20 protein-coding genes and 1 tRNA gene are annotated in these 19,860 nt (G+C 72.5%); 11 read left to right on the top strand and 10 right to left on the bottom strand.

Going from position 1 to position 19,860, the window contains the following annotated elements; translation table 11 throughout:
* Positions 1 to 3: 3 nt before the first annotated feature.
* Entirely contained in the window at positions 4 to 1,062 is a 1,059-nt protein-coding gene (locus tag O7625_RS05380; protein ID WP_282344746.1) for an aspartate-semialdehyde dehydrogenase, read from the top strand.
* A 115-nt stretch (positions 1,063 to 1,177) separates the two neighbouring features.
* Here O7625_RS05380 and O7625_RS05375 read toward each other — a convergent pair whose 3' ends face one another.
* Positions 1,178 to 2,599, bottom strand: coding sequence for a diguanylate cyclase (locus O7625_RS05375; RefSeq protein ID WP_282344744.1), 1,422 nt, complete (start codon positions 2,597 to 2,599; stop codon positions 1,178 to 1,180).
* A gap of 156 nt (positions 2,600 to 2,755) precedes the next feature.
* Here O7625_RS05375 and O7625_RS05370 point away from each other — a divergent pair, with 156 nt between their 5' ends.
* From O7625_RS05370 to O7625_RS05360, 3 genes are all read left to right on the top strand, one after another.
* Positions 2,756 to 3,439: a histone deacetylase gene (locus O7625_RS05370; protein ID WP_282344742.1), complete on the top strand. Its 684-nt coding sequence runs from the start codon at positions 2,756 to 2,758 to the stop codon at positions 3,437 to 3,439.
* Positions 3,440 to 3,581: 142 nt separating this feature from the next.
* Positions 3,582 to 4,040 carry a lamin tail domain-containing protein gene (locus O7625_RS05365; protein WP_282344740.1) on the top strand — a complete coding sequence of 153 codons (459 nt, stop codon included), beginning with the start codon at positions 3,582 to 3,584 and terminating at the stop codon, positions 4,038 to 4,040.
* 245 nt (positions 4,041 to 4,285) lie between these two features.
* Positions 4,286 to 4,762 (top strand): hypothetical protein, encoded by a 477-nt coding sequence (locus O7625_RS05360; RefSeq protein ID WP_172898431.1) that lies wholly within the window; start codon positions 4,286 to 4,288, stop codon positions 4,760 to 4,762.
* Positions 4,763 to 4,808: 46 nt separating this feature from the next.
* On the opposite strand, the gene O7625_RS05355 is transcribed toward O7625_RS05360, so the two are convergent.
* Both O7625_RS05355 and O7625_RS05350 read right to left on the bottom strand, forming a co-directional pair.
* On the bottom strand, positions 4,809 to 6,026 hold the full coding sequence (locus tag O7625_RS05355) for an ionic transporter y4hA (RefSeq protein ID WP_282344738.1): 1,218 nt from the start codon (positions 6,024 to 6,026) through the stop codon (positions 4,809 to 4,811).
* A gap of 140 nt (positions 6,027 to 6,166) precedes the next feature.
* Positions 6,167 to 6,847: a M23 family metallopeptidase gene (locus O7625_RS05350; protein WP_282344737.1), complete on the bottom strand. Its 681-nt coding sequence runs from the start codon at positions 6,845 to 6,847 to the stop codon at positions 6,167 to 6,169.
* Between the two features lie 249 nt (positions 6,848 to 7,096).
* Here O7625_RS05350 and O7625_RS05345 point away from each other — a divergent pair, with 249 nt between their 5' ends.
* Positions 7,097 to 8,323 (top strand): hypothetical protein, encoded by a 1,227-nt coding sequence (locus O7625_RS05345; RefSeq protein WP_282344736.1) that lies wholly within the window; start codon positions 7,097 to 7,099, stop codon positions 8,321 to 8,323.
* A gap of 100 nt (positions 8,324 to 8,423) precedes the next feature.
* Here O7625_RS05345 and O7625_RS05340 read toward each other — a convergent pair whose 3' ends face one another.
* A complete protein-coding gene (locus O7625_RS05340) occupies positions 8,424 to 9,155 on the bottom strand; it encodes an SDR family NAD(P)-dependent oxidoreductase (protein ID WP_282344734.1) in 732 nt (243 codons plus the stop codon).
* Between the two features lie 69 nt (positions 9,156 to 9,224).
* Between O7625_RS05340 and O7625_RS05335 the strand changes: the two genes are divergently transcribed.
* On the top strand, positions 9,225 to 10,052 hold the full coding sequence (locus tag O7625_RS05335) for a LysR family transcriptional regulator (protein ID WP_282344733.1): 828 nt from the start codon (positions 9,225 to 9,227) through the stop codon (positions 10,050 to 10,052).
* Positions 10,053 to 10,212: 160 nt separating this feature from the next.
* Here the strand turns inward: O7625_RS05335 and O7625_RS05330 are convergent.
* Together O7625_RS05330 and O7625_RS05325 are read right to left on the bottom strand one after the other, a co-directional pair.
* Positions 10,213 to 10,286: transfer RNA gene (locus tag O7625_RS05330), tRNA-Pro, on the bottom strand.
* Between the two features lie 331 nt (positions 10,287 to 10,617).
* On the bottom strand, positions 10,618 to 11,511 hold the full coding sequence (locus tag O7625_RS05325; RefSeq protein WP_282344732.1) for a metallophosphoesterase: 894 nt from the start codon (positions 11,509 to 11,511) through the stop codon (positions 10,618 to 10,620).
* Between the two features lie 25 nt (positions 11,512 to 11,536).
* Between O7625_RS05325 and O7625_RS05320 the strand changes: the two genes are divergently transcribed.
* Entirely contained in the window at positions 11,537 to 11,992 is a 456-nt protein-coding gene (locus O7625_RS05320; RefSeq protein ID WP_282344730.1) for a GatB/YqeY domain-containing protein, read from the top strand.
* 214 nt (positions 11,993 to 12,206) lie between these two features.
* On the opposite strand, the gene O7625_RS05315 is transcribed toward O7625_RS05320, so the two are convergent.
* Positions 12,207 to 14,618, bottom strand: a complete 2,412-nt coding sequence (locus tag O7625_RS05315; protein WP_282344727.1) for a transglycosylase domain-containing protein — start codon at positions 14,616 to 14,618, stop codon at positions 12,207 to 12,209.
* 403 nt (positions 14,619 to 15,021) lie between these two features.
* Between O7625_RS05315 and O7625_RS05310 the strand changes: the two genes are divergently transcribed.
* Positions 15,022 to 15,342 (top strand): WhiB family transcriptional regulator, encoded by a 321-nt coding sequence (locus tag O7625_RS05310; protein WP_089004137.1) that lies wholly within the window; start codon positions 15,022 to 15,024, stop codon positions 15,340 to 15,342.
* Between the two features lie 44 nt (positions 15,343 to 15,386).
* On the opposite strand, the gene O7625_RS05305 is transcribed toward O7625_RS05310, so the two are convergent.
* From O7625_RS05305 to O7625_RS05295, 3 genes are read right to left on the bottom strand one after another with little or no spacing between them, the layout of a single operon-like run.
* On the bottom strand, positions 15,387 to 16,535 hold the full coding sequence (locus O7625_RS05305; protein ID WP_172898432.1) for an ArsA-related P-loop ATPase: 1,149 nt from the start codon (positions 16,533 to 16,535) through the stop codon (positions 15,387 to 15,389).
* 54 nt (positions 16,536 to 16,589) lie between these two features.
* The gene (locus O7625_RS05300; RefSeq protein ID WP_282344722.1) at positions 16,590 to 17,567 is read right to left on the bottom strand and encodes an ArsA-related P-loop ATPase; all 978 of its coding nucleotides are present in this window, start codon (positions 17,565 to 17,567) and stop codon (positions 16,590 to 16,592) included.
* A 26-nt stretch (positions 17,568 to 17,593) separates the two neighbouring features.
* Positions 17,594 to 18,178 (bottom strand): hypothetical protein, encoded by a 585-nt coding sequence (locus O7625_RS05295; RefSeq protein ID WP_282344720.1) that lies wholly within the window; start codon positions 18,176 to 18,178, stop codon positions 17,594 to 17,596.
* Between the two features lie 327 nt (positions 18,179 to 18,505).
* Between O7625_RS05295 and O7625_RS05290 the strand changes: the two genes are divergently transcribed.
* The 3 genes from O7625_RS05290 to O7625_RS05280 are packed head-to-tail and all read left to right on the top strand — an operon-like array spanning position 18,506 to position 19,661.
* The gene (locus tag O7625_RS05290) at positions 18,506 to 18,976 is read left to right on the top strand and encodes a hypothetical protein (RefSeq protein WP_067308198.1); all 471 of its coding nucleotides are present in this window, start codon (positions 18,506 to 18,508) and stop codon (positions 18,974 to 18,976) included.
* A gap of 57 nt (positions 18,977 to 19,033) precedes the next feature.
* Positions 19,034 to 19,189 (top strand): hypothetical protein, encoded by a 156-nt coding sequence (locus O7625_RS05285; RefSeq protein ID WP_088959894.1) that lies wholly within the window; start codon positions 19,034 to 19,036, stop codon positions 19,187 to 19,189.
* 10 nt (positions 19,190 to 19,199) lie between these two features.
* Positions 19,200 to 19,661 (top strand): RidA family protein, encoded by a 462-nt coding sequence (locus tag O7625_RS05280; protein ID WP_067308201.1) that lies wholly within the window; start codon positions 19,200 to 19,202, stop codon positions 19,659 to 19,661.
* Positions 19,662 to 19,860: the final 199 nt, after the last annotated feature.

Genomic DNA, 19,860 nt, shown 5'->3' with positions numbered 1-19,860 from the left:
CCGGTGGCGTCGCTGCCCACCCTGGCCGTGGTCGGGGCGACCGGGGCCGTCGGCACCGTGCTGTGTGACCTGCTCTCCTCCCGGCGCAACGTCTGGGGGGAGATCCGGCTGATCGCCTCGGCCCGCTCGGTCGGGCGCACCATGCGCTGCCGGGGGGAGGAGCTGACCGTCGGCGCGCTCACCCCGGAGGCGTTCGACGGCGTCGACGTGGCGGTCTTCGACGTGCCCGACGAGGTGTCGGCGCACTGGGCGCCGATCGCGGTCGACCGGGGCGCGGTGGTGGTGGACAACTCCGGCGCCTTCCGGATGGAGCGGGACGTCCCGCTGGTGGTGCCCGAGATCAACCCGGACCAGGTGCGCCACCGGCCCCGGGGGATTCTCGCCAACGCCAACTGCACCACGCTGACCATGATCGTGGCGATCGCCCCGTTGCACCGCGAGTACGGCCTGCGTGAGCTGGTGCTCGCGTCCTACCAGGCGGTGTCGGGGGCGGGCCAGGCCGGGGTGGACGCGTTGCAGCGGCAGCTCGGCAAGGTCGCGGGGGACCGGGTGCTCGGCTCCCGACCCGGCGACGTCCGGCAGGCGGTCGGCGACGAGCTGGGGCCCTTCCCGGCGCCGCTGGCGTTGAACGTGGTGCCGTGGGCGGGCTCGCTGGTCGACCAGGGGTGGTCCTCCGAGGAGATGAAGATCCGCAACGAGTCCCGCAAGATCCTCGGCCTGCCCGACCTGAAGGTCTCCGCCACCTGCGTACGGGTGCCGGTGGTGACCGGCCACTCGGTCGCGGTGCACGCGGTCTTCGGCACCGAGGTGGACGCCGAGAGCGCCCGGGAGGCGCTGCGCAACGCCCCCGGCGTGATCCTGGTCGACGACCCGGCGGCCGGTGAGTTCCCGATGCCGATCGACGCGGTCGGCACCGACCCCTCCTGGGTCGGCCGGATCCGTCGCGCCGTCGACGACCCGCGCGCCCTCGACCTCTTCGTCACCGGCGACAACCTCCGCAAGGGCGCCGCCCTCAACACCGCCCAGATCGCCGAACTCGTCGTCCGGGACCGCTCCCGCTGACCGGCCCGCCGGTCCCTCGCGGTCACCGGGACGTGCCTGTCGCCCGCCGGTGCCCTGCCGTCACCGGGACCGGCCCGCCCGTGCCTGGTGCTCACCGGGACCGGCCCGCTCCGCCTCACGGGGTGGCGAGGTGCACGGTGTCCCGCCCCCGGCTCTTGGCGGCATAGAGGGCCTGGTCGGCGCGGTGCAGGGTGCGGTCCGCCGGCTCGCCCGGGTGGGGGAGGGCCACCCCCACGCTGATCGTCCGGCCGGTACGGCGGGCGGCCTCGACGAGCCGTCCGGCGATCCGGACCGCCTCGTCGGGGTGGCCCACCTGGATCACCGCGACGAACTCGTCGCCCCCGGTGCGGTACAGCTCGTCGCCGTGCCGCAGGGCCGCCTCCAGGGCGCGGGCCAGCCCCACCAGCAGCCGGTCCCCGGCCTGGTGACCGTAGGTGTCGTTGACCGTCTTGAAGCCGTCCACGTCGATGGCGAGCAGCGCGGTGCTGCCGGGGCTGGCCGCCGCGATCCGCCGCCCGAACGTGCCGGTGTGCGGCAGCCCGGTGAGTGGATCGAGGCTGGCCTGCTCGCGAAGCTGGGCCAGGGTGCGCAGCCGCTCCAACGCGCCCCACGCCTGGCCGGCGAGCAGCTCCATCAGGTTGACCGTTGTCGGGTCGGGGCGCAGCAGCCGGTCGTCGGCGACCAGCAGCACCCCGCCGCCGTCCGGCGGGCCGACCGGCACCGAGACCAGGGTGCGGACCCCGGCGCGGGCCAGGGCGGCATGCTCCTCGGTGGGCGGGCACCCCGCCTCGCCCAGCGTGTACGCCGCGCCGTACCGGTGTGCGCGTGCGACGAGCCGACCGAGCTGCTCGGCCGGTGCGTCGGCCAGGGCGGCCCGCACCCGCGACTCCAGCTCCCCGGGGGTGCCGGTGGGTGCGCCGAGCCGGGGACCGCGTCGACCGGCGAGCACCAGCACGGCGGCGGAGAGGGTGGAGACCTCGCGGGCGGCGGCGAGCGCGGCGGTCATCAGGTCCCAGTCGGTGGGGGCGGAGGTCATCGCGGTGGCGTGCCGGAGCAGCTTCTCGCTGCGACTCTCGGCGGGTGGCCCGCCCAGTGCGGTGATCCGGGCACCGAGGCGTTCGGCGACCCGCTCGGCGGTCTCCCGCCACGGGGCGAGCTCCACCGGCCCGCTCCACTGCAGGTCGAGTACGCCGACCGGTCGGCCCGCCGGGTCGCGTACCGGCACGCAGACCTCGGCGGTGACGTCCGGGCGCAGCGGCAGGTAGTCGGGATCGGCGCCGACGTCGGCGACGGTGGCGCCCGCGCCGGAGGCGTACACCCGGCCGACGATGCCCGACTTGGGCGGGACGGCGGAGAACACCTGCCAGGCGCCGGTCGCGGCGACACAGCGCAGCCGGTCGTGGACCTGGAGCAGGACGGCGACCGTGGCGGGGACGTACCGGGCGAGCGCGGTCACCGTCCACCGGCAGGCCTCGGCCGGGGTCGACGCCATCGGCAGCCGGACCGTGACGTCCCGGAGGACTCGCTCGTGATCCACGTTCTTCCCAGGTGCGCAGGACCCGGCGGGTGCCGGGAGCTGCGACCAAGCGTACTCAGCAGGGCACGGGCCGCCCACGACAAGATCATTTACGGTACGCGTGCCCCGGCCGCCGGTCGATAGCGTGGGAACCCGGGCGCGCGGGGAGGAGCCGGGGTGGAGTTGCTGTGGTACGTCGCCTACGGCTCGAACCTGCACGCCGCCCGGCTCGGCTACTACCTCGCCGGTGGCCGGCCGCCCGGCGGGCTGCGGTCGTACCCCGGCTGTCGGGACCGCCGACCACCGCGCCGGACCGTGCCGGTGCGGATCCCCGGCGGCGTCTACTTCGCCGGGGAGTCCCGGGCCTGGACCGGCGGGATGGCCTTCTACGACCCGGCGCTGCCCGGCGTCGCGGCGGCCCGGGGCTACCTGCTCAGCCGGGCACAGTTCGCCGACCTCGCCGCCCAGGAGATGTACCGCCCGCCCGGCGACGACCTGCCCGCGCTCGACGTGGCGGTGGCCGACGGCCGGGCCGCCCTCGGGCCGGGACGCTACGAGACCCTGCTGCGGGTCGGCACCCGCGACGGGCTGCCGATGCTCACCTTCACCGCGCCGTGGCGGGCGGCCGACGTGACGTGGACCCCGCCCGCGCCGGTCTACCTGCGGATGATCGCCGACGGGCTGCGGGAGGCGCACGGCTGGTCGCCGGCCGGGACGGTCGACTACCTGGCCGACCGGCCGGGGATCGCCGGCCACTGGACCCGCCCCCGGCTGGCCGCCCTGCTCCACCCGGCGGGGGAGTGCGGGTCGGTGGAAGGGACGCCGCCGCCGGACGATCGCGTCGTCCATGATCGCCATTAAGGTCCCACTGCCGGGACTGGCGGACCGGTTTGCCGGCGCGACGCCTTTCGAGTCCACAGTTGACGGTCGGCACCGATAGCCTCGGCCCACTTTCCGCGGTCGGCGTCCTCCGACACCGGCCCGTGAACCTGTGGGGGTACGTGTGAAGAACAACAGGCTCGTCGGATTCACCGCAGCGCTCGCCGTCGCCATCGGCTGCTCGCTCACCGCCGCTGCGCCGGCCCAGGCCGCCACGCCGGCCGTGGAGATCACGAAGGTCTACTACAACTCCCCGGGCACCGACAACCGCTCCAACACCAGCCTGAACGCCGAGTACGTCAAGCTGACCAACCGGCGCAGCAGCACGCTCAACCTGAAGTCCTGGACGGTGCGCGACAAGTCCAACCACGTCTACACGTTCTCCGGCGACTTCCGGCTCGCCAAGGGCGCCAGCGTTTACCTCCACACCGGTAAGGGCACCAACACCGCCGCGCACCGGTACTGGGGCTCCGGGAACTACGTCTGGAACAACACCGGGGACACCGCCTACCTGCGCAACTCCGCCGGCAGCAGGATCGACTCCTGCAGCTGGGGGAGCAAGGGCAGCTACACGTACTGCTGACCACCGGGGCCGGTGACGGCCCGCACGGTACCCACGGTGACCGGAGCGTTGAGGGGCGTACTCCGGACATCGTCCGACCGTCCCGGGAAGGTGGCCGGCGACTCCTCGCACCGGGGGTCGCGGGCCGGTTCCCGGGGCGGTCGACCCGTCTCCACCCTCCGATGCCCCTGCCCCGGGCCTCCCCGCCGACCCTGCCCAGGGCCTGCGGGCGGGTGCGTATCGGTCGTTTCTGCCATGCTGGGCGGGTGACGGTGACCTGGCGACACCTACCCACTCCGGCCCGCGAGATCGCGGTGGCCGCCACCGAAGCGGTGGAGGCCGCACAGGCCCACGACGGCGCGACGTACGACCGGGCGGTGCTCCGGCTCGCCGGTGCCGACCGTGCCGGGCTGGTCCTCGGCGGGATGGTCCGGCTCCTGCTGGAACAGGCGCACCCCGACGGGCTCGACGGCAGCGACATCCGGCGGGTGCTGGAACACTGCATCCGGTCGGCCGAGACCTGGCAGCCCGACGTCGATCCGCACGTCGTGCTGGTGCTGCTGGCCGGCGCGCTCGGGATCTACGATCCGGCTGACGGCGACGCCTCGCCCGATCCGGTGACCGTCGCCCGGCACGCCCCGCTGCTGGTGACCGACCTGCTCGAGGTGACCGGGATCCCGTTCGCCGGTTGTCTGGAGGCGGCGTTCAGCGAGGTGGCCCGCACCGAACGCCACGACGACTGACCGCAGGCCGACGGCACCGCCCGGCCGCTGCGGCGTCACCGCCGGGTCAGGGGCTGGCGGCGAGGAAGACGAACGCCGCGAGCAGCACCAGGTGCACCCCGCCCTGCAGGACGGTGGCCCGGCCCGGCACCACGGTCAGCACCCCGGTGACGACGGTCAGCGCCAGCAGGGTCAACTGGGTGCCGCCGAGGCCGAGCAGCAGCGGCCCGTCCAGCCAGATCGAGGCGAGCGCGATCGCCGGGATGGTCAGGCCGATGCTCGCCATCGCGGAGCCGAGCGCGAGGTTGAGACTGATCTGCACCCGGTCCCGCCGGGCGGCGCGGGCGGCGGCGAGGGTCTCCGGCAGGAGCACCAGCAGCGCGATGACCACCCCGACGAAGGCCTGCGGCAGGTTCGCCGCCGCGACCCCGGCCTCGATGGTCGGGGAGACGGTCTTCGCGTCGCCCACCACGGCGACCAGGGCGACGACGAGCAGCACCAGACTCGTCACGGCGGTCCGTCTCGACGGCGGATCGGCGTGCCCGTCGCCGTCGGAGTCGGGCACGCTGCCGGCGAGGGCGGGCACGATGCCAGCGGAGGCGGGGGAGGCGGGCACCCCGCCGTCGGCCTCGGGCACGCCGCGGGAGGCGGGCGCGCTGCCGGCGGGGGTGGGGGCGCTGCCGTCGCTGGTCACCGGGAGGAAGTAGTCCCGGTGCCGGCCGGTCTGCACCATCACGAACAGCCCGTACAGCGCGAGCGACGCCACGGCGGCGAAGGCGAGCTGGGCGGGGGAGAACTCCGGGCCGGTCTTGCTGGTGGTGAAGGTCGGCACCACCAGGCTCAGGGTGGCGAGGGTCGCCACCGTGGCCAGCGCCCCGCCGGTGCCCTCCGGGTTGAACACCGCCACCCGCCGCCGGAGCGCGCCGAGCAGCAGGGAGAGCCCGAGGATGCCGTTGCAGGTGATCATCACGGCGGCGAAGACGGTGTCCCGGGCCAGCGCCTGGGTCTTGTCGCCGCCACTGATCATCAGGGTGACGATCAGGGCGACCTCGATGACCGTGACCGCCACCGCGAGCACCAGTGAGCCGTACGGCTCGCCGACCTTGTGGGCCACCACCTCGGCGTGGTGCACGGCCGCCAGCACCGCGCCGGCCAGGAAGGCGGCGACCACCGCGACCAGCGGACCCGGTAGCTCGCGGTTCCAGGTGACGAGCAGCAGCAGCACCGCGAGGACGGGCACCACCACCGTCCAGTCGGACATCCGGGGGCGGAGCAGCGCGGGCATGCCGTACACCTTGCCAGGAAAACCGGGTCGTCGCGCCGTGCCGGGCGGCGGACGCCGCCCCGAGCGTGGTGGTCCGCGCGGTCACGCCATGCGCGTGGTGGTCGGGGCGGTCACCGCCCCGCGCGTGGTGGTCGGGGCGGTCACCGCCCCGGCTCGACCACCGCTGCCTCGCCCGGGACGCCCCGGTCGACCTCGACCGGCGGGTCGCCCGGCCGCCGCCACGACCGGTAGTGCCGGAAAGCCATCGGTAGACCCCGCGCGGTGTACGGGTCGGCGGCGTCCATCACCTGGAGGTGCAGGTGCGGCTGGGTGGAGTTCCCCGAGTTGCCGCAGTCGGCCAGCTCCTGCCCGACGTCGACCGGGTCGCCCACCGCCACCCGGGCCGACCCGGCGCGCAGGTGGGCGAGCAGGACGTACCCCCGGTGTCCGGCCAGCTCGACGATCACGTGGTTGCCGGCGACGGCGCCCGCGCCCCGGCGGACCCGGGCCGCCTGGGTGAGGGCGTAGGCCAGCAGCGTCGACGGCGACCGGCGGGCCTCGTGGTCGACCTCCCCGTCGTGCACCGCCACCACCCGCCCGGCGGCGGGGGCGAGGATCGGCCGTCCGAAGGCGAGGAACCGCTGCGGCGGCTCGGTCGCCAGCAGCGTCCGCCAGTCCCGGACGGTCGCCGTCCGTCGCCCCCGCACAGCCACGAAATCCATCGCGTACGTGGTGGCGAAGAGGTCGGTGCCGTGGCTGGGCACCCGCCGGGCGGGGCTGTTGCGCACCAGCCAGGTGCCCCGGAACGGCAGGGCGAGCACGACCGGATCGGGGATCGACATCGGGCTCCTCCGTGGCTGATGGGCCAACGGTACGACTCCGCTGCCACCGGCATCCCGGGGGCGAATCCGGCCCGGTCGTGACGTTCCACATCGGCCGGACAATTCTCCCGATAAAAACAGTACGCCCGTTCCGAATGGTCGGCGCGGCGGCGTTCAGTCCATGACCCGACAGGCAGGCGTATTGCCTGACGTAAATCGATAGATGATGCTCTCGATGGCGGGCATCCGCCATTTATCGAGAGGGTGCAGATGAACAATTCGCTCCGAAGAATCCTCGCCCTGGTGGGCGTGGGTATCGTACTGCCGTTCATGGCCGCGCCGGCCAACGCGGCAGCACCGGGACCGCTGAGCGTCGAGGCGGTGGCAGCCATGACGCCGGAACGACAGGCCACGGTGCTCGAACCGCTGCGACTGGCGGCCGACGCGGTGGCCCAGGTCGGCCAGGGCACCCGACCGGACATCTACACGCAGGTCGAGATGGCCGCCGACTACCGGTCGATCAACGTCTACCTGACCGACGTGCGGCAGGGACGCGCCTTCATCGCCGCGGTCCGTCGGGTCAACCCCAAGGTGAACACCCGGCTGATCAACGTGGTGCAGAGCAGGAAGTCCCGGCAGCAGCTCCGGCAGGAGATCACCGCCCTCACCGAACGCACCGACCTGCCCTTCACGGTCGGCCTGGCGGGCAGCTCGGTCGACGGCAGCGTCATCGAACTCGCCGTGGACGACGCCCGGGCCGCGCACGCCTACCTCGCCTCGCCGGCCGTCGCGCAGCGGCGCGCCGCCGCCGACGCCACCGAGATCCGTATCCGGCAGGCACCCCCGTCGAAGCCGCTGAGCCGCTGGAACGACACCTCCCCGTTCTACGCGGGAGCAGCCCTCGGGCCGGCCTACGGAAGCGAGTCCTACTGCACCAGCGGCATCCCCGCCGTCAGCACCTGGGACGGCCGGCAGTGGCTGGTCACCGCCGGCCACTGTTACAACGTCGGCGACAACGTCTCGGCGGCCGGCGGCAATTACATCGGCCAGGTCAAGTACAAGCGGGCCGATCTCGACTCGGTATTCATCGAGGCGCCGACGTACCGATACACGTGGGACGGCGTCGACGCGACCGGCTACGCCCGCTATCTCAACGGCGTACGCAATGTGGCGGTCGGCGATTTCACCTGCCAGCTCGGATACAACTCGAAGGTCGTCTGCAACATCAGAACGGTTTACGCGGGCAATGCCAGCTGGGTCGTGAACGGCACCACCGTCTGGGGCAGCTACGGCGTACCGAACGGCGGCGGCATCGTCGGTCGCGGTGGCGACAGCGGCGGGCCGGTCATCTACCTCAACGACCCCAACTCCCGCCAGCTCAACGGCATCGTCAGCGTCGGCTACGGCTGCGGCGCGTCCGGCTGCACCACCGGGCTGGGCTGGGTCGACGTGTGGTCGATCTTCAACGGGTTCTCCATCAAACTGAACCCGTCCTGACCTGACCGACGGGTTCCGGCGGGCACGGCTGACCGTGCCGCCGTCGTCCCCGACAGCGCCAGGGGCCACTCTCTGTTGCAGGGAGTGGCCCCTGACCGTCTCACCACGGCACCTTCCCGCCGTCGTCGAAGAACCCGCCGCTGGGGCACTCCCGCCCCAGCGTGGCCAGCCGCACCACCACCGCCGCGCCCTCGGCCGGCGTCCGGGACAGCTGAAAGGGCAACCCTTTGGCGAAATCCGTGTCACAGGCGCCCGGCGCGATCGCGTTCACCAGGATCCCGTCCCCGGCCAGCGCCTTCGCATACTGCACGGTCAGCATGTTCAACGCCGCCTTGGACACCGGATAACCCAACGACGCCGGCATCCGGCTCAGATAGTGCGTCGCGTCGGTCGTCCACGCCATCGACGACGTGCCACTGGACACGTTCACGATCCGCGCTCCGGTCGAGCGGCGCAGCAGCGGCAGCATCGCCTCGGTCACCGTCACCACCCCGAACAGGTTCGTCTCGAACACCTCCCGGATGCCGTCCAGCCGGGCCGCACCCGGTGCCTGCGCCGTCAGGTCACCGCTGATCCCCGCGTTGTTGACCAGGATGTCCAGCCGGCCGAACCGGGCACCGATCTCCTCGGCGGCAGCGGCGACCCCGGCCGGATCGGTCACGTTCAGCCGGATGGCCGACGCGCCCTCGATCTTCGCCGCCGTCTCCGCGCCCCGCTCCGGATCCCGGGCACCGACCAGCACCGTGATCCCCAACTCGGCGAGGCCCTCGGCGACGGCCCGCCCGATCCCCTTGTTCGCCCCGGTCACCAGCGCGATGCGTGCTCCACTCATGCCCCGAGCCCATCACCGGCAACGCCTGCGGACCAGGACCGAACCGGTCCGTGGCGATACCTTGGCGGTATGGATGACGTCGAGACGCGCGAACTGCGCTACTTCGTCGCGGTCGCCGAGGAGCTCCACTTCGGCCGCGCCGCACAGCGCCTCGGCATCGCCCAGCCACCCCTGTCCCGAGCGATCCGCCTGCTCGAACGCCGGATGGGTGTCACGCTGCTGGAACGCACCAGCCGCGCGGTCCACCTCACCCCGCCCGGCGAGGTGCTGCTCACCGAGGCCCGCGGCGCGCTCGACGCGGTCGAGGCGGCGATTCGGCGTACCCGAAAAGCTGCCCGGACCACCCCGCACCTGACCCTGGCCCTCAAACCCGGCGGCGACGCCGGACTGCTGCGCACCATCCTCGACCGCTACGCGGCATCGCCGGGGGCCGTCCCGGTCGACCTCGACTTCCGGGTCGGCGGACGCGCCGCCATGGTCCGCGACGGCCGCGCCGACCTCGCCCTGCTGCACCGGCCGCAGAACGACCTGACCGGCCTGGACAGCGAAGACCTGCACACGGAGGACCAGGTCGTGCTGCTGCCCGAGGGCCACCGGCTCGCCGGACGCGCCACCGTGTCGATGGCCGACCTGCACGGCGAGCCGATGCCCCGCTGGCCCGAAGCCCGCCCCGGCGTCACCGGCCACCCGGTCGCCGACAGCAACCAGATGCTGCACCTGATCCAGCTCGGCCGCCTGATCGCGGTCGTCCCGGAATCGGTAGGCGAGTACCTGCCCCCGGGCCTGATCAGCCGCCCCGTCCTGGACGCCGACCCGGCCACCCTGGTCCTCGCCTGGTCGCAGACCAGCACGTCACGCGAGGTCGCCGCCTTCGTCCGCGCCGCGGTCACCGCCTGACACCGGCCCACCGTCGCAGCGACACCCGCGCAGCACCTGCCCGCCCACCGCGTCGGGCACCACGTCGACCCCGTGCAGCCGTACAGACCTGCTTGTACGTCACTGCTGCACAAAGCACTAGAGGGCACATCCATGGATCGGATGTGCCCTCTGACCTCTGTCGGGGTGGCCGGATTCGAACCGACGACCTCTTCGTCCCGAACGAAGCGCGCTACCAAGCTGCGCCACACCCCGAGGCGTGCGGTGAAATAGTAGCCCACCCGCTCCGCCGATCAAACTCGGTACCCCCGGCACCGGCGAGGGGCTGGCCGGCACCCGCCTCTGGCCTGCCCGTCCCCATGATCAGATTGCCGAAATGCTGACGACACGCCGTCACGACTGCGCGAAACGGCAATCTGATCATGGGTGGAGCGGTGGGGGCAGCAGAGCGGGGAGGGCCGGGAGGGCGGTGGAGGCAGCAGAGCGGGAGGGGTGGGAGGGGCAGGGCGGGTGGAGCAGGGCGGAATCGCCATGGGTGGAGTGGGTGGGGTACGGGTCGGTGGGGTGGGGGCGGGAGGAGGCGGGGTCAGCGGGGGGTGAGGGTGAGGATGCTGGCCTCGGGTGGGCAGGCGAAGCGGACCGGGGCGGTGGGGTGGGTGCCGAGGCCCGCCGAGACGTGCAGCCAGGAGTCGGAGCCGGGCCAGCGGTGCAGGCCCTTCGCCATCGACCGGGGCAGCCCGCAGTTGGTGACCAGCGCGCCGTAGCCGGGCACGCAGACCTGGCCGCCGTGGGTGTGCCCGGCGAGCAGCAGGCCGAAGCCGTCGGCGGCCATCTGGTCGAGCAGGGCCGGTTCCGGGGCGTGGGCGAGCGCGATGGACAGGTCGGCGGTGGGCGGGACCGGGCCGGCGACGGCCGGGTAGTCGTCCTGCCCGATGTGCGGGTCGTCCACGCCGACCAGCTCGACGACCCGGCCACCGGCCTTGATCGAGGTCCGCGCGTTGTTGAGGTCCGCCCAGCCGGCCCCGGTGAGCACGTCCCGCAACTCCTCGTACGGCAGGGCCGCGCCCTCGGTGTACTCCCGGTCGGGCAGGAAGTAGGTGAACGGGTTCTTCCAGACCGGCCCGGTGTAGTCGTTGGAGCCGAAGACGAACGCGCCGGGATAGTCGAGCAGCGGTTGCAGGGCGCGCAGCACCCCGGGCACGGCGTCGGGGTGGGCCATGTTGTCCCCGGTGACCACCACCAGGTCCGGGTCGAGGGCGGCCAGCGACGCCACCCACTGCTGCTTGCGCCGCTGGTCGGGCATCATGTGCAGGTCCGACAGGTGCAGCACGCGCAGCGGCTCGGCGTCGGCCGGGAGCACCGGCACATCGAACCGGCGCAGGGTGAACATGTTGCGTTCGACGAGGGACGCGTACGCCAGGGTGGCCGCTCCGGCGGCGACGGTCCCGGCGGCGAGGCCGAATAGTGTGCGCTTTCGCATGCCGACCAGGGTAGTTTGACCGTCCATGAGCACGCTGAAGGACCGCCTGACCGCAGACATGCGCGCCGCTCTCAAGGCGCGTGACGAGCTGACCACCTCCACGTTGCGGATGGCCCTGGCCGCCGTCGGCAACGCCGAGGTCGCCGGCAAGGCCAAGCGCGAGCTGTCCGACGACGAGGTGCTCGCGGTGCTGACCAAGGAGGCGAAGAAGCGCCGGGAGGCGGCTGCCGCCTTCGCCGACGCCGGCCGCGCCGAGCAGGCCGACAAGGAGACCGCCGAGGGTGCGGTGCTCGACCGCTACCTGCCGAAGCAGCTCTCGGAGCAGGAGCTGACGGAGCTGGTGTCGGGGGCGCTGGGCGCGGGCGGCTTCACCGAGAAGTCCCAGATGGGCCCGGCGATGAAGGCGGCCCAGGCCGCGGTGGCCGGCCGGGCCGAGGGTGGTCGCGTCGCCGCCGAGGTACGCCGACAGCTCGGCCTCTGACAGGTTGACAGCTCGGCGGCGCTGACCGCCGGCAGCGCGGCCTCCGGCAGCTCGGCGGCGCTGACTGCCGACAGCTCGGCCTCCGGCAGCCGGCCGTCGATGGCTCGGTGGCTCTGACACCCGTACCGCCGGTTGGTCCGGTGGATCGGTGCGGTGGATGTGCGACGGGCGGGCACCCCCGGTGGGGTGCCCGCCCGTCGGCGTCGGTGCGGGGTCAGTTACCCGGTGGGCGGCCCGGTGGGTTGCCGGGCGTGTTCCCGGGGGTGCTGCCGCCCCCGCTGCTCACCTCGAGGGTGACCACGCCGCCCTTGATGGTGCGGCCTTCGGGGCTGGTGCCGGCGACGGTGCCGGCCGGGCAGTCCGAGCTGATCTTGTTGTCGGAGACGACCACCGAGAAGCCGGCCTCCTTGAGTTCGCCCCGGGCGCTGTCCACCGACTGGCACTTGACGTTGGGGATGGACCGCTGGTCGCCATTTATGATCTTGCCGTTGGGTGGAGTGAACTCGATGCCGGGCTTGCCCTTCATGGCGTCCCGCAGCGTCTGGTAGACCGCCGGGTTGATGCCGGTGGGCGTGTCGTGACCCATCTGCTGGTTGGTCTGCGCCCAGTCCGGGTCGGCCATGATGCCGGCGACCGCGAACTGCTTGGTCATCGCCACCAGCGAGGAGGTCTTCTCGCTGTCGGTGGTGCCGGACTTGCCGGCCACCGGCTTGCCGACGATGCCCCGGACGTTGCGGGCGGTCGCCCCGGAGCACTTGGAGACCGACGACCGGTCACCGACCGGGCAGCGGGCCGCGTCCACGGCGGCCCGGGCCACCTCGGTGGAGATGCGCTGCTCGCAGCGCGGGTTGGCCACGTCGAGCTTGTTGCCCTCCGGGTCCTTGATCTGCTGCACCGGGATCGGCTCGCAGAACTTCCCGTCGGCCGCCAGGGTGGCGTAGGCGTTCGCCAGCTCCAGCGGGGTGGTCAGGGAGACACCCAGGGTGAACGCGCCCCACTGGTCGGCGCCGCCCTCCTTGGTGGCCCGGCGGGCGTCGTCGCTGCTGCGGAAGGTGATACCGAGCTTCTGCGCCGCCTTGATCACGTTCTCCGCACCGACCTGCTGCTCCAGCGGGACGAAGTAGGTGTTTACCGAGTTGCCGAAGGCGGTCCACATGTTGTGCACGCCGGCCATGCTCGCCGAGGCGTTCTTGGGGCAGTAGAAGTGCGTCCCCGGGCAGGCGGCCGGTGAGCCCTGCTCGACGATGTACTCCGACTTGAAGACCGGCGGCGAGTTGATCGAGTAGGCGAGCGGGACGCCCTTCTCCAGCGCGGCCACCATGGTGAACATCTTGAACGTCGAGCCGGCCTGGTAGCCGGTGATGCCCTGGCCGCCGCTGAGCAGCGGGTTCACCGTGTTGGGGTAGTTGCCCCGGATCTTCTTCTTGGCCTTCTTGGGGTCGCTGGAGAGCTTGTTCTGCGGCTTCTTCGGGTCATCGATCTTGAAGTTCCGGTTGACCGACAACGCGCGTACCCGACCGGTGCCGGGCTCGATCGCGGCGACCATCCGGGCGGCCTTGCTGTTCACCCCGAGGTTCTTGCGGACGGCCCGGTCGGCGCCGTTCTGCGCCTGCACGTCCAGCGTGGTGGTGATGGTGTAGCCGCCGCTCTTGAGCCGCCGCTCCCGGTCGTACGTGGTGGAGCCGAAGGTCTCCTGCGCGAGCCACCAACGGTAGAAGTAGTCGCAGAAGAAGCCCCAGTCCTTCTGGTTGGTGGCGACGCAGCCGTTCGGGGTGCGCTTGTCCTTCACCACCAGCTTGACCGCCTTGGCGGCGTCCGCCTCCTGCTGAGTGATGGCGTTCGTCTTGACCATGTTGTCGATGACGTAGTTGCGTCGGTCGAGCGCCAGCGGGTAGCCGCTGCGGGTGGTCGGATCGTTGGTGGTCGGCGCCTTGACCATGCCGGCCAGCAGCGCCGCCTCCTCGATCTTGAGGTTCTTGGGGGACTTGCCGAAGTAGACCTGGCTGGCGGCGAAGATGCCGTACGCGCCGTTGCCGAAGGAGGCGAGGTTCAGGTAGCGGGTGAGGATCTCGTCCTTCGAGAACTCCTTGTCGACCTGGAGGGCCAGCTTCATCTCGCGCAGCTTGCGCTCGCTGGTGTCCTCGGTCGCGGCGACCACGTCCGCCGGGTGGGTGGCCGAGTAGGCGATGGCCAGCCGGACGTACTGCATGGTCAGCGTCGACGCGCCCTGCTGGGAGTTGGCGCCGGACTGGTTGTTGACGAAGGCCCGGGCGATGCCGTTCAGGTCCACGCCGTTGTGCTTGTAGAAGTCGTGGTCCTCGGCGGCGATGATCGCCTTCTGCATGAAGGGGGAGATGTCGGCGAGCTTGACGTCGCGCCGGTTCTCGTCGTAGAGCGTCGCCAGCGGCGTCTTGCTGTCGTTGGCGAGCAGGTAGCTGATCTGTGGCGCGCGGGCCACGGTCAGCTCCTTGGGTAGTGCGCCGAACGTCTCGGCGCCGGCCTTGGCCGCCAGGCCGGACATCGCCACCGCGGGGAAGGCCGCCGCCGCCACCACCACACCGGCCAGCAGGCCGCAGATCAGTAGCGATGCGGCGTTGGTGAAGACATTGTGGTCACGTTTCCGCATCCAGGTCACCTCGACAGGGTACGCGAGTAGGGAACGAGGGGCGCCGGGGCGTTCTTTCCCCATTTCCTGCGTGCGCCGACCTCGTTGTGCTAAACGCACGACCCCCGGTGCGTGGTTGCGTGTGACCCGCGCCGAGTCTCCACCGATCGGTGGAGCCCGCGCAGCGTTTTCACGTACTTCGGCGGGGTAAGCGGCGGGCGAACGCCCGGGACGCCGGGACTGTCCGGAATGCTAGATTTTGGCCGACAACGTTGCGTAATCGTGTGACTACAGAGCATGATGGTGGCGGCGACAGGGCCACACGTCGTTCGTGCCTCCTTGGGGAAGGAAGGGCCGGACGGCCGGGGGGATCGACGGCTGGTCGCACGAGGTCGGTAGGTACTGCAAGGGGGGACGGGAACAGATGGGGATGATCACTGACTGGCCGTCGCTGGCGGCGTGTCAGAACGGGGATCCGGACGCGTTGTTCGTACAGGGCGCCGAGCAGAACGTGGCGAAGCGGATCTGCCGCAGCTGCCCGGTGCGGTACGAGTGCCTGGCCGACGCGCTCGACAACCGCATCGAGTTCGGCGTGTGGGGCGGCATGACCGAGCGGGAACGTCGCGCGCTGCTGCGCCGGCACCCACAGGTGGCGAGCTGGCGCAAGATGTTCGAGGCGGCGATGAAGAAGAACGCCAAGGACAAGCCCGGCAAGGACAAGATCCTGGTCACCGCCGCCGGCTGAGCCGCCCACCCGGCGGGTGGCCGGCCCGGTGGGCCGGTCACCGGTCAGGGCCGGCTGATCGCCGCGCCGATCGTCCGCAGCCCGTCGACGTCGTGCACGTCGGCGGGCTGCGCGGTCACCGACACCGTCGGCACCGCCGGGAACGCCTCGGTGAACCGCAGGGCCACCTGCTCCTCGCGGGCCGCCTGCTGGGCCAGGGCCGCGTGCGCCCGCAGCACGTCGACCACGGCGTCGTGCCCGCCCAACCCGGCCAGCCGGTCGGCCGCCGCCCGGCTGTCCGCCGCGTCCAGGGCCACCGCCGGCCGGTGCACCCGGTTGAGCACCAGCCCGGCCAGCGGCATCCGCTCCGCGCCCAACCGCCCGGCGAAGTAGGCCGCCTCCCGGACCGCGTCCGGCTCCGGCGTCGCCACCAGCAGGAACGCTGTCTCCCGGGCCTGCAGGATCCGGTACGTCTGCTCGGACCGCTGCCGAAAGCCGCCGAACATCGAGTCCAGGGCGGCGACGAAGCCGGAGAGATCGGTCAACAACTGCGCGCCGAGCACCTTCTGCACCACCCGGGAGAACATTCCGAAGCTGGCGGTGACGAAGCTGAACATGCTCCGCCCCCCGCTGCGGGCCGGGGCGAGCAGCAGCCGCAGCATCCGGCCGTCGAGGAAGCGGGAGAGCCGGGCCGGGGCGTCCAGGAAGTCCAGCGCCGAACGGGACGGCGGGGTGTCCACCACGATCAGGTCCCACTCGCCCCGGGCGTGCAGCTGGCCCAGCTTCTCCATCGCCATGTACTCCTGCGTGCCGGCGAAGGTCGAACTCATGGCCTGGTAGAACGGGTTGGCGAAGATCTCCGCCGCCTTCGCCGGGTCGGTGTGCTGGAGCACCACGTCGTCGAAGGTGCGCTTCATGTCCAGCATCATGGCGTGCAGCTCACCGCCGCCGGCCTCGACGTCGATCCCCTTGACCCGGCGGGGGGTGTTGTCCAGCTCGGTCAGGCCGAGCGACTGGGCCAGCCGGCGGGCCGGGTCGATGGTGAGCACCACCGTCCGCCGGCCGTGCCGCTCGGCCGCCCGCAGCGCCAGCGCCGCCGCGGTGGTCGTCTTGCCCACCCCGCCGGCGCCACAGCAGACCACGATCCGCACGCCGGGGTCGGCGAGGATCTGGTCGACGTCCAGCACGGGCGCCGCGTCTTCGGAAGGCACCAAACGAGCGTATCGGGCCGGTGGGGTCCGTGCGTCCGTGCCGACGTGAGGTGTGCGTCAATCCGCCCGGCGGAGGATCTCGGCGAATGCCGTCAACCCGGCGGAGTCCACCCCGTCGGGCAGCAACGGCAGCTCGGTCAACGGCCGTCCGAGCTCCGCCAGGTCGGTCCGCAGGGAATCCTCCAGCTCCCGTCGTACCTGCTGGTCCCGGGCCTCGCCGGCCAGCCCGGCCACGGTCGCCGGGTCGGTCGGCAGCCCGGCGGCGGCCAGCCCGCGCTTCAGCTCCGCCCGGGTCACCTCCCGGCCGGTGGTCAGCGGCGGGCGGGCGGCGTTGACGATCACCCGGCCCACCGGGAAGCCGAGCTGGGTCAGCTCGGCGATGGCGTCCACCGTCTCCTGGACCGGCATCTCCTCCAGCAGCGTCACCACGTGCACCGCGGTCATCGGGGAACGCAACAGCGCGGACACCCCGTCGCTCTGGGTCTTGATCGGGCCGACCTTCGCCAGCCGGGCGGTCTCCGCGGTGACGTTGAGGAAGCGGCCGATCCGGCCGGTCGGCGGCGCGTCCAGCACCACCGCGTCGTACACCCGGCGCTGGCCGACGGTGCGGGTGGTGGCCTCCTTGACCTTGCCGGTGAGCAGCACGTCCCGCAGACCGGGCGCGATGGTGGTGGCGAAGTCGATCGCGCCGAGCTTGCGCAGCGCCCGGCCGGCCGCGCCGAGCTTGTAGAACATGTCGAGGTACTCCAGCAACGCCTCCTCGGCGTCCACGGCCAGGGCGCGCACCTCGCCGCCGCCCGGGGCGTCGGCGAGGTGACGCTCGGCGTACGGGAGGGGTTCGACCCCGAAGAGCTGGGCGATGCCCTGCCGCCCCTCCACCTCGACCAGCAGGGTGCGCCGACCGTCGGTGGCCAGGGCGAGCGCCAGCGCCGCCGCCACGCTCGTCTTGCCCGTGCCGCCCTTGCCGGTCACCACGTGCAGGCGGGACGGCCACCCGGTGCCGGCCGGGTCGGCCGGCCGCTCAGCTGCTCGCACCGGTCGAGCCTATCCACCCCCCGGGGTCAGCCGACCTCGCAGACCCACCAACCCGTCTTCCGTACCACGGTGAACCGCAGCTGCTGCTCGGCGATCTTCTCGTCGGCGGTGGTCATGGTCAGCTTGGTGGAGACCGTGGCCCGGTCACCGTTCTGGTTGTCGACCGTCGGGGTGGACCAGCGGAACCGCGGGCTGGTGTAGGTGGTCGCGTACTTCTGCACCTCGGCCACCTTCGCGCTGATCTTCTGCTGGTCGCGTGCCTCCGCGCAGACGAAGTCGGCCGCCCTGCCGGCGTCCCGGTCCTGGTAGACGGCGGTGAGGAAGCCGTCGACCGCCACCGTCGGCTCCTTGGCGCCCGCTCCGCTCTCGCGGTCGCGCAGGGCCATGAAGGCGAGCGTCCCGCCGCCGCAGAGCACCACGGCCGCGGCCACCGCGAGCGAGGCGACCAGCGCACCGCGTCGCCGTGCCGGTGCCCGGTACGCCGGGTAGCCGGGCGGGCTGTCGGACGCGGAGCCGCCGGGGGTGGCCCTGCCACCCGGGTCTGACTGGTCGTGCCGCGACGCCGGGACGCCTGGCGATCCGCTCGGGCCACCGAACGGTGGTTGGGTCATGTGGTCCCCCGGGGGATGGGGCGCCGTCACCGCCCCTGGCGACGACGCGGGTACGGGCGCGGCGGGCGACCCCTGATCGCCCGTCCGAGGCGCAAGGGTATCGGTCGATGGGCGGCCCGTGGCGGACTGTTCACGACGTGCGAGGGAGCGCGGTCAGCTTGCGGACCACGCGAGTGTCGCATATGTGACTTTCGGTGTTCGGTCGTGCGCGTCCCGTTGTCCCCCGCACCGGCGGGGTCCTACGTTCGTCCGGGTGTGGGGGAGCGGATCGGGTCGGCGCCCGGTCCGGTCGGCGGTCAATCACGGTACGAGGCCGGAGGCAGGTACATGCGCGACGCGGAGAACATCGCCCGAGCCCAGTTCTCACCAGGGGACCGGGGGAGGCGGGCCGGTTCGACCGGCGACGCGGACGGGCTGGGTGGTGGGCTGCCGGTGAACGAGCGGTCCTACCGGCGCTGTGCCGAACCCGCCGAGGTGCTGCGGCTGCTCGGCCGCTCCGCCGAGCGGGGCCGCGACGACGACGACCCCGGCTACGTCATCCACCTGCCGATCCGGGTGGCCGACCTGACGGCGGCGACCGCCCTGGCCGGCACCGTGGCCACCTCGCTCGGTTTCCTGGTCGAGCTGGACGCCGGCGAGACGACCGTCTCCACCGTCGACGACCAGAACAACCGGCACCGGGTCTTCTGCGACCTGCTGCTGCCCGACCGGTCCCGCTGCCCCCAGCCGTACGACCACGCGGGGCAGTGCGGTGAGCTGCCGACCACCCCGGAGCAGCGTCCCGCGCCCCGGTCGTAGCCCGGACCGTAGGCTGTCGGCGGAACAGTCCACGTCAGGCAAGGGAGCCCTCCACCGATGCAGAAGTGGGAATACGCCACGGTCCCGCTGCTGGTCCACGCGACCAAGCAGATCCTCGACAACTGGGGCGAGGACGGCTGGGAACTCGTCGCCGTGGTGCCCGGCCCGAACCCGGACCAGTTGGTCGCCTACCTCAAGCGCCCCAAGGGCTGAGGGTCCGACGATGAGCAACGGACCCCACGCCAAGCTCGCCGAGCTCGGCCTGACCCTGCCCGACGTGGTGCCGCCGGTGGCCAGCTACGTCCCGGCCGTGCAGTCCGGCCAGCACGTCTACGTCTCCGGCCAGCTGCCGGTGGCCGAGGGCAAGCTCCTCGCCACCGGCCAGGTCGGCGCGGGTGTCTCGCCCGAGCAGGCCAAGGATCTCGCCGAGCGGTGCGCGCTGAACGCGCTCGCCGCGGTCGACTCGCTGGTCGGCCTGGAGAACATCGTCAAGATCGTGAAGCTGACCGGTTTCGTGGCGTCCGCACCGGGCTTCCACGGCCAGCCGGCCGTGATCAACGGGGCGTCCGACCTGCTCGGCGCGGTCTTCGGGGAGGCCGGGCGGCACGCCCGTTCCGCCGTCGGGGTGGCCGAGCTGCCGCTGGACGCCCCGGTCGAGGTCGAGCTGATCGTCGAGGTCGGCTGAGCCACCGCGCCGTCCCGCGCCGCGGCGCGCGGCAATGAGCCACCGCCCCGCCGAGCCACCGCCGCGCGGCGCGGTAACGAGCCGCCGCGCCCCGCGGTAACGAGCCGCCGTGCGGCAACGAGCGGCTCGTTGCCGCAGTGCGTCGTTCCCTGGTCCGCCGGCCCGGTGGGCACCACGACCCCCGGGCCGGTCGGCCGAT

This window comes from Micromonospora sp. WMMD714, assembly GCF_029581315.1.
Lineage (GTDB): Bacteria > Actinomycetota > Actinomycetes > Mycobacteriales > Micromonosporaceae > Micromonospora > Micromonospora rifamycinica.
This window is presented reverse-complemented; position numbering and strand designations above follow the sequence as displayed.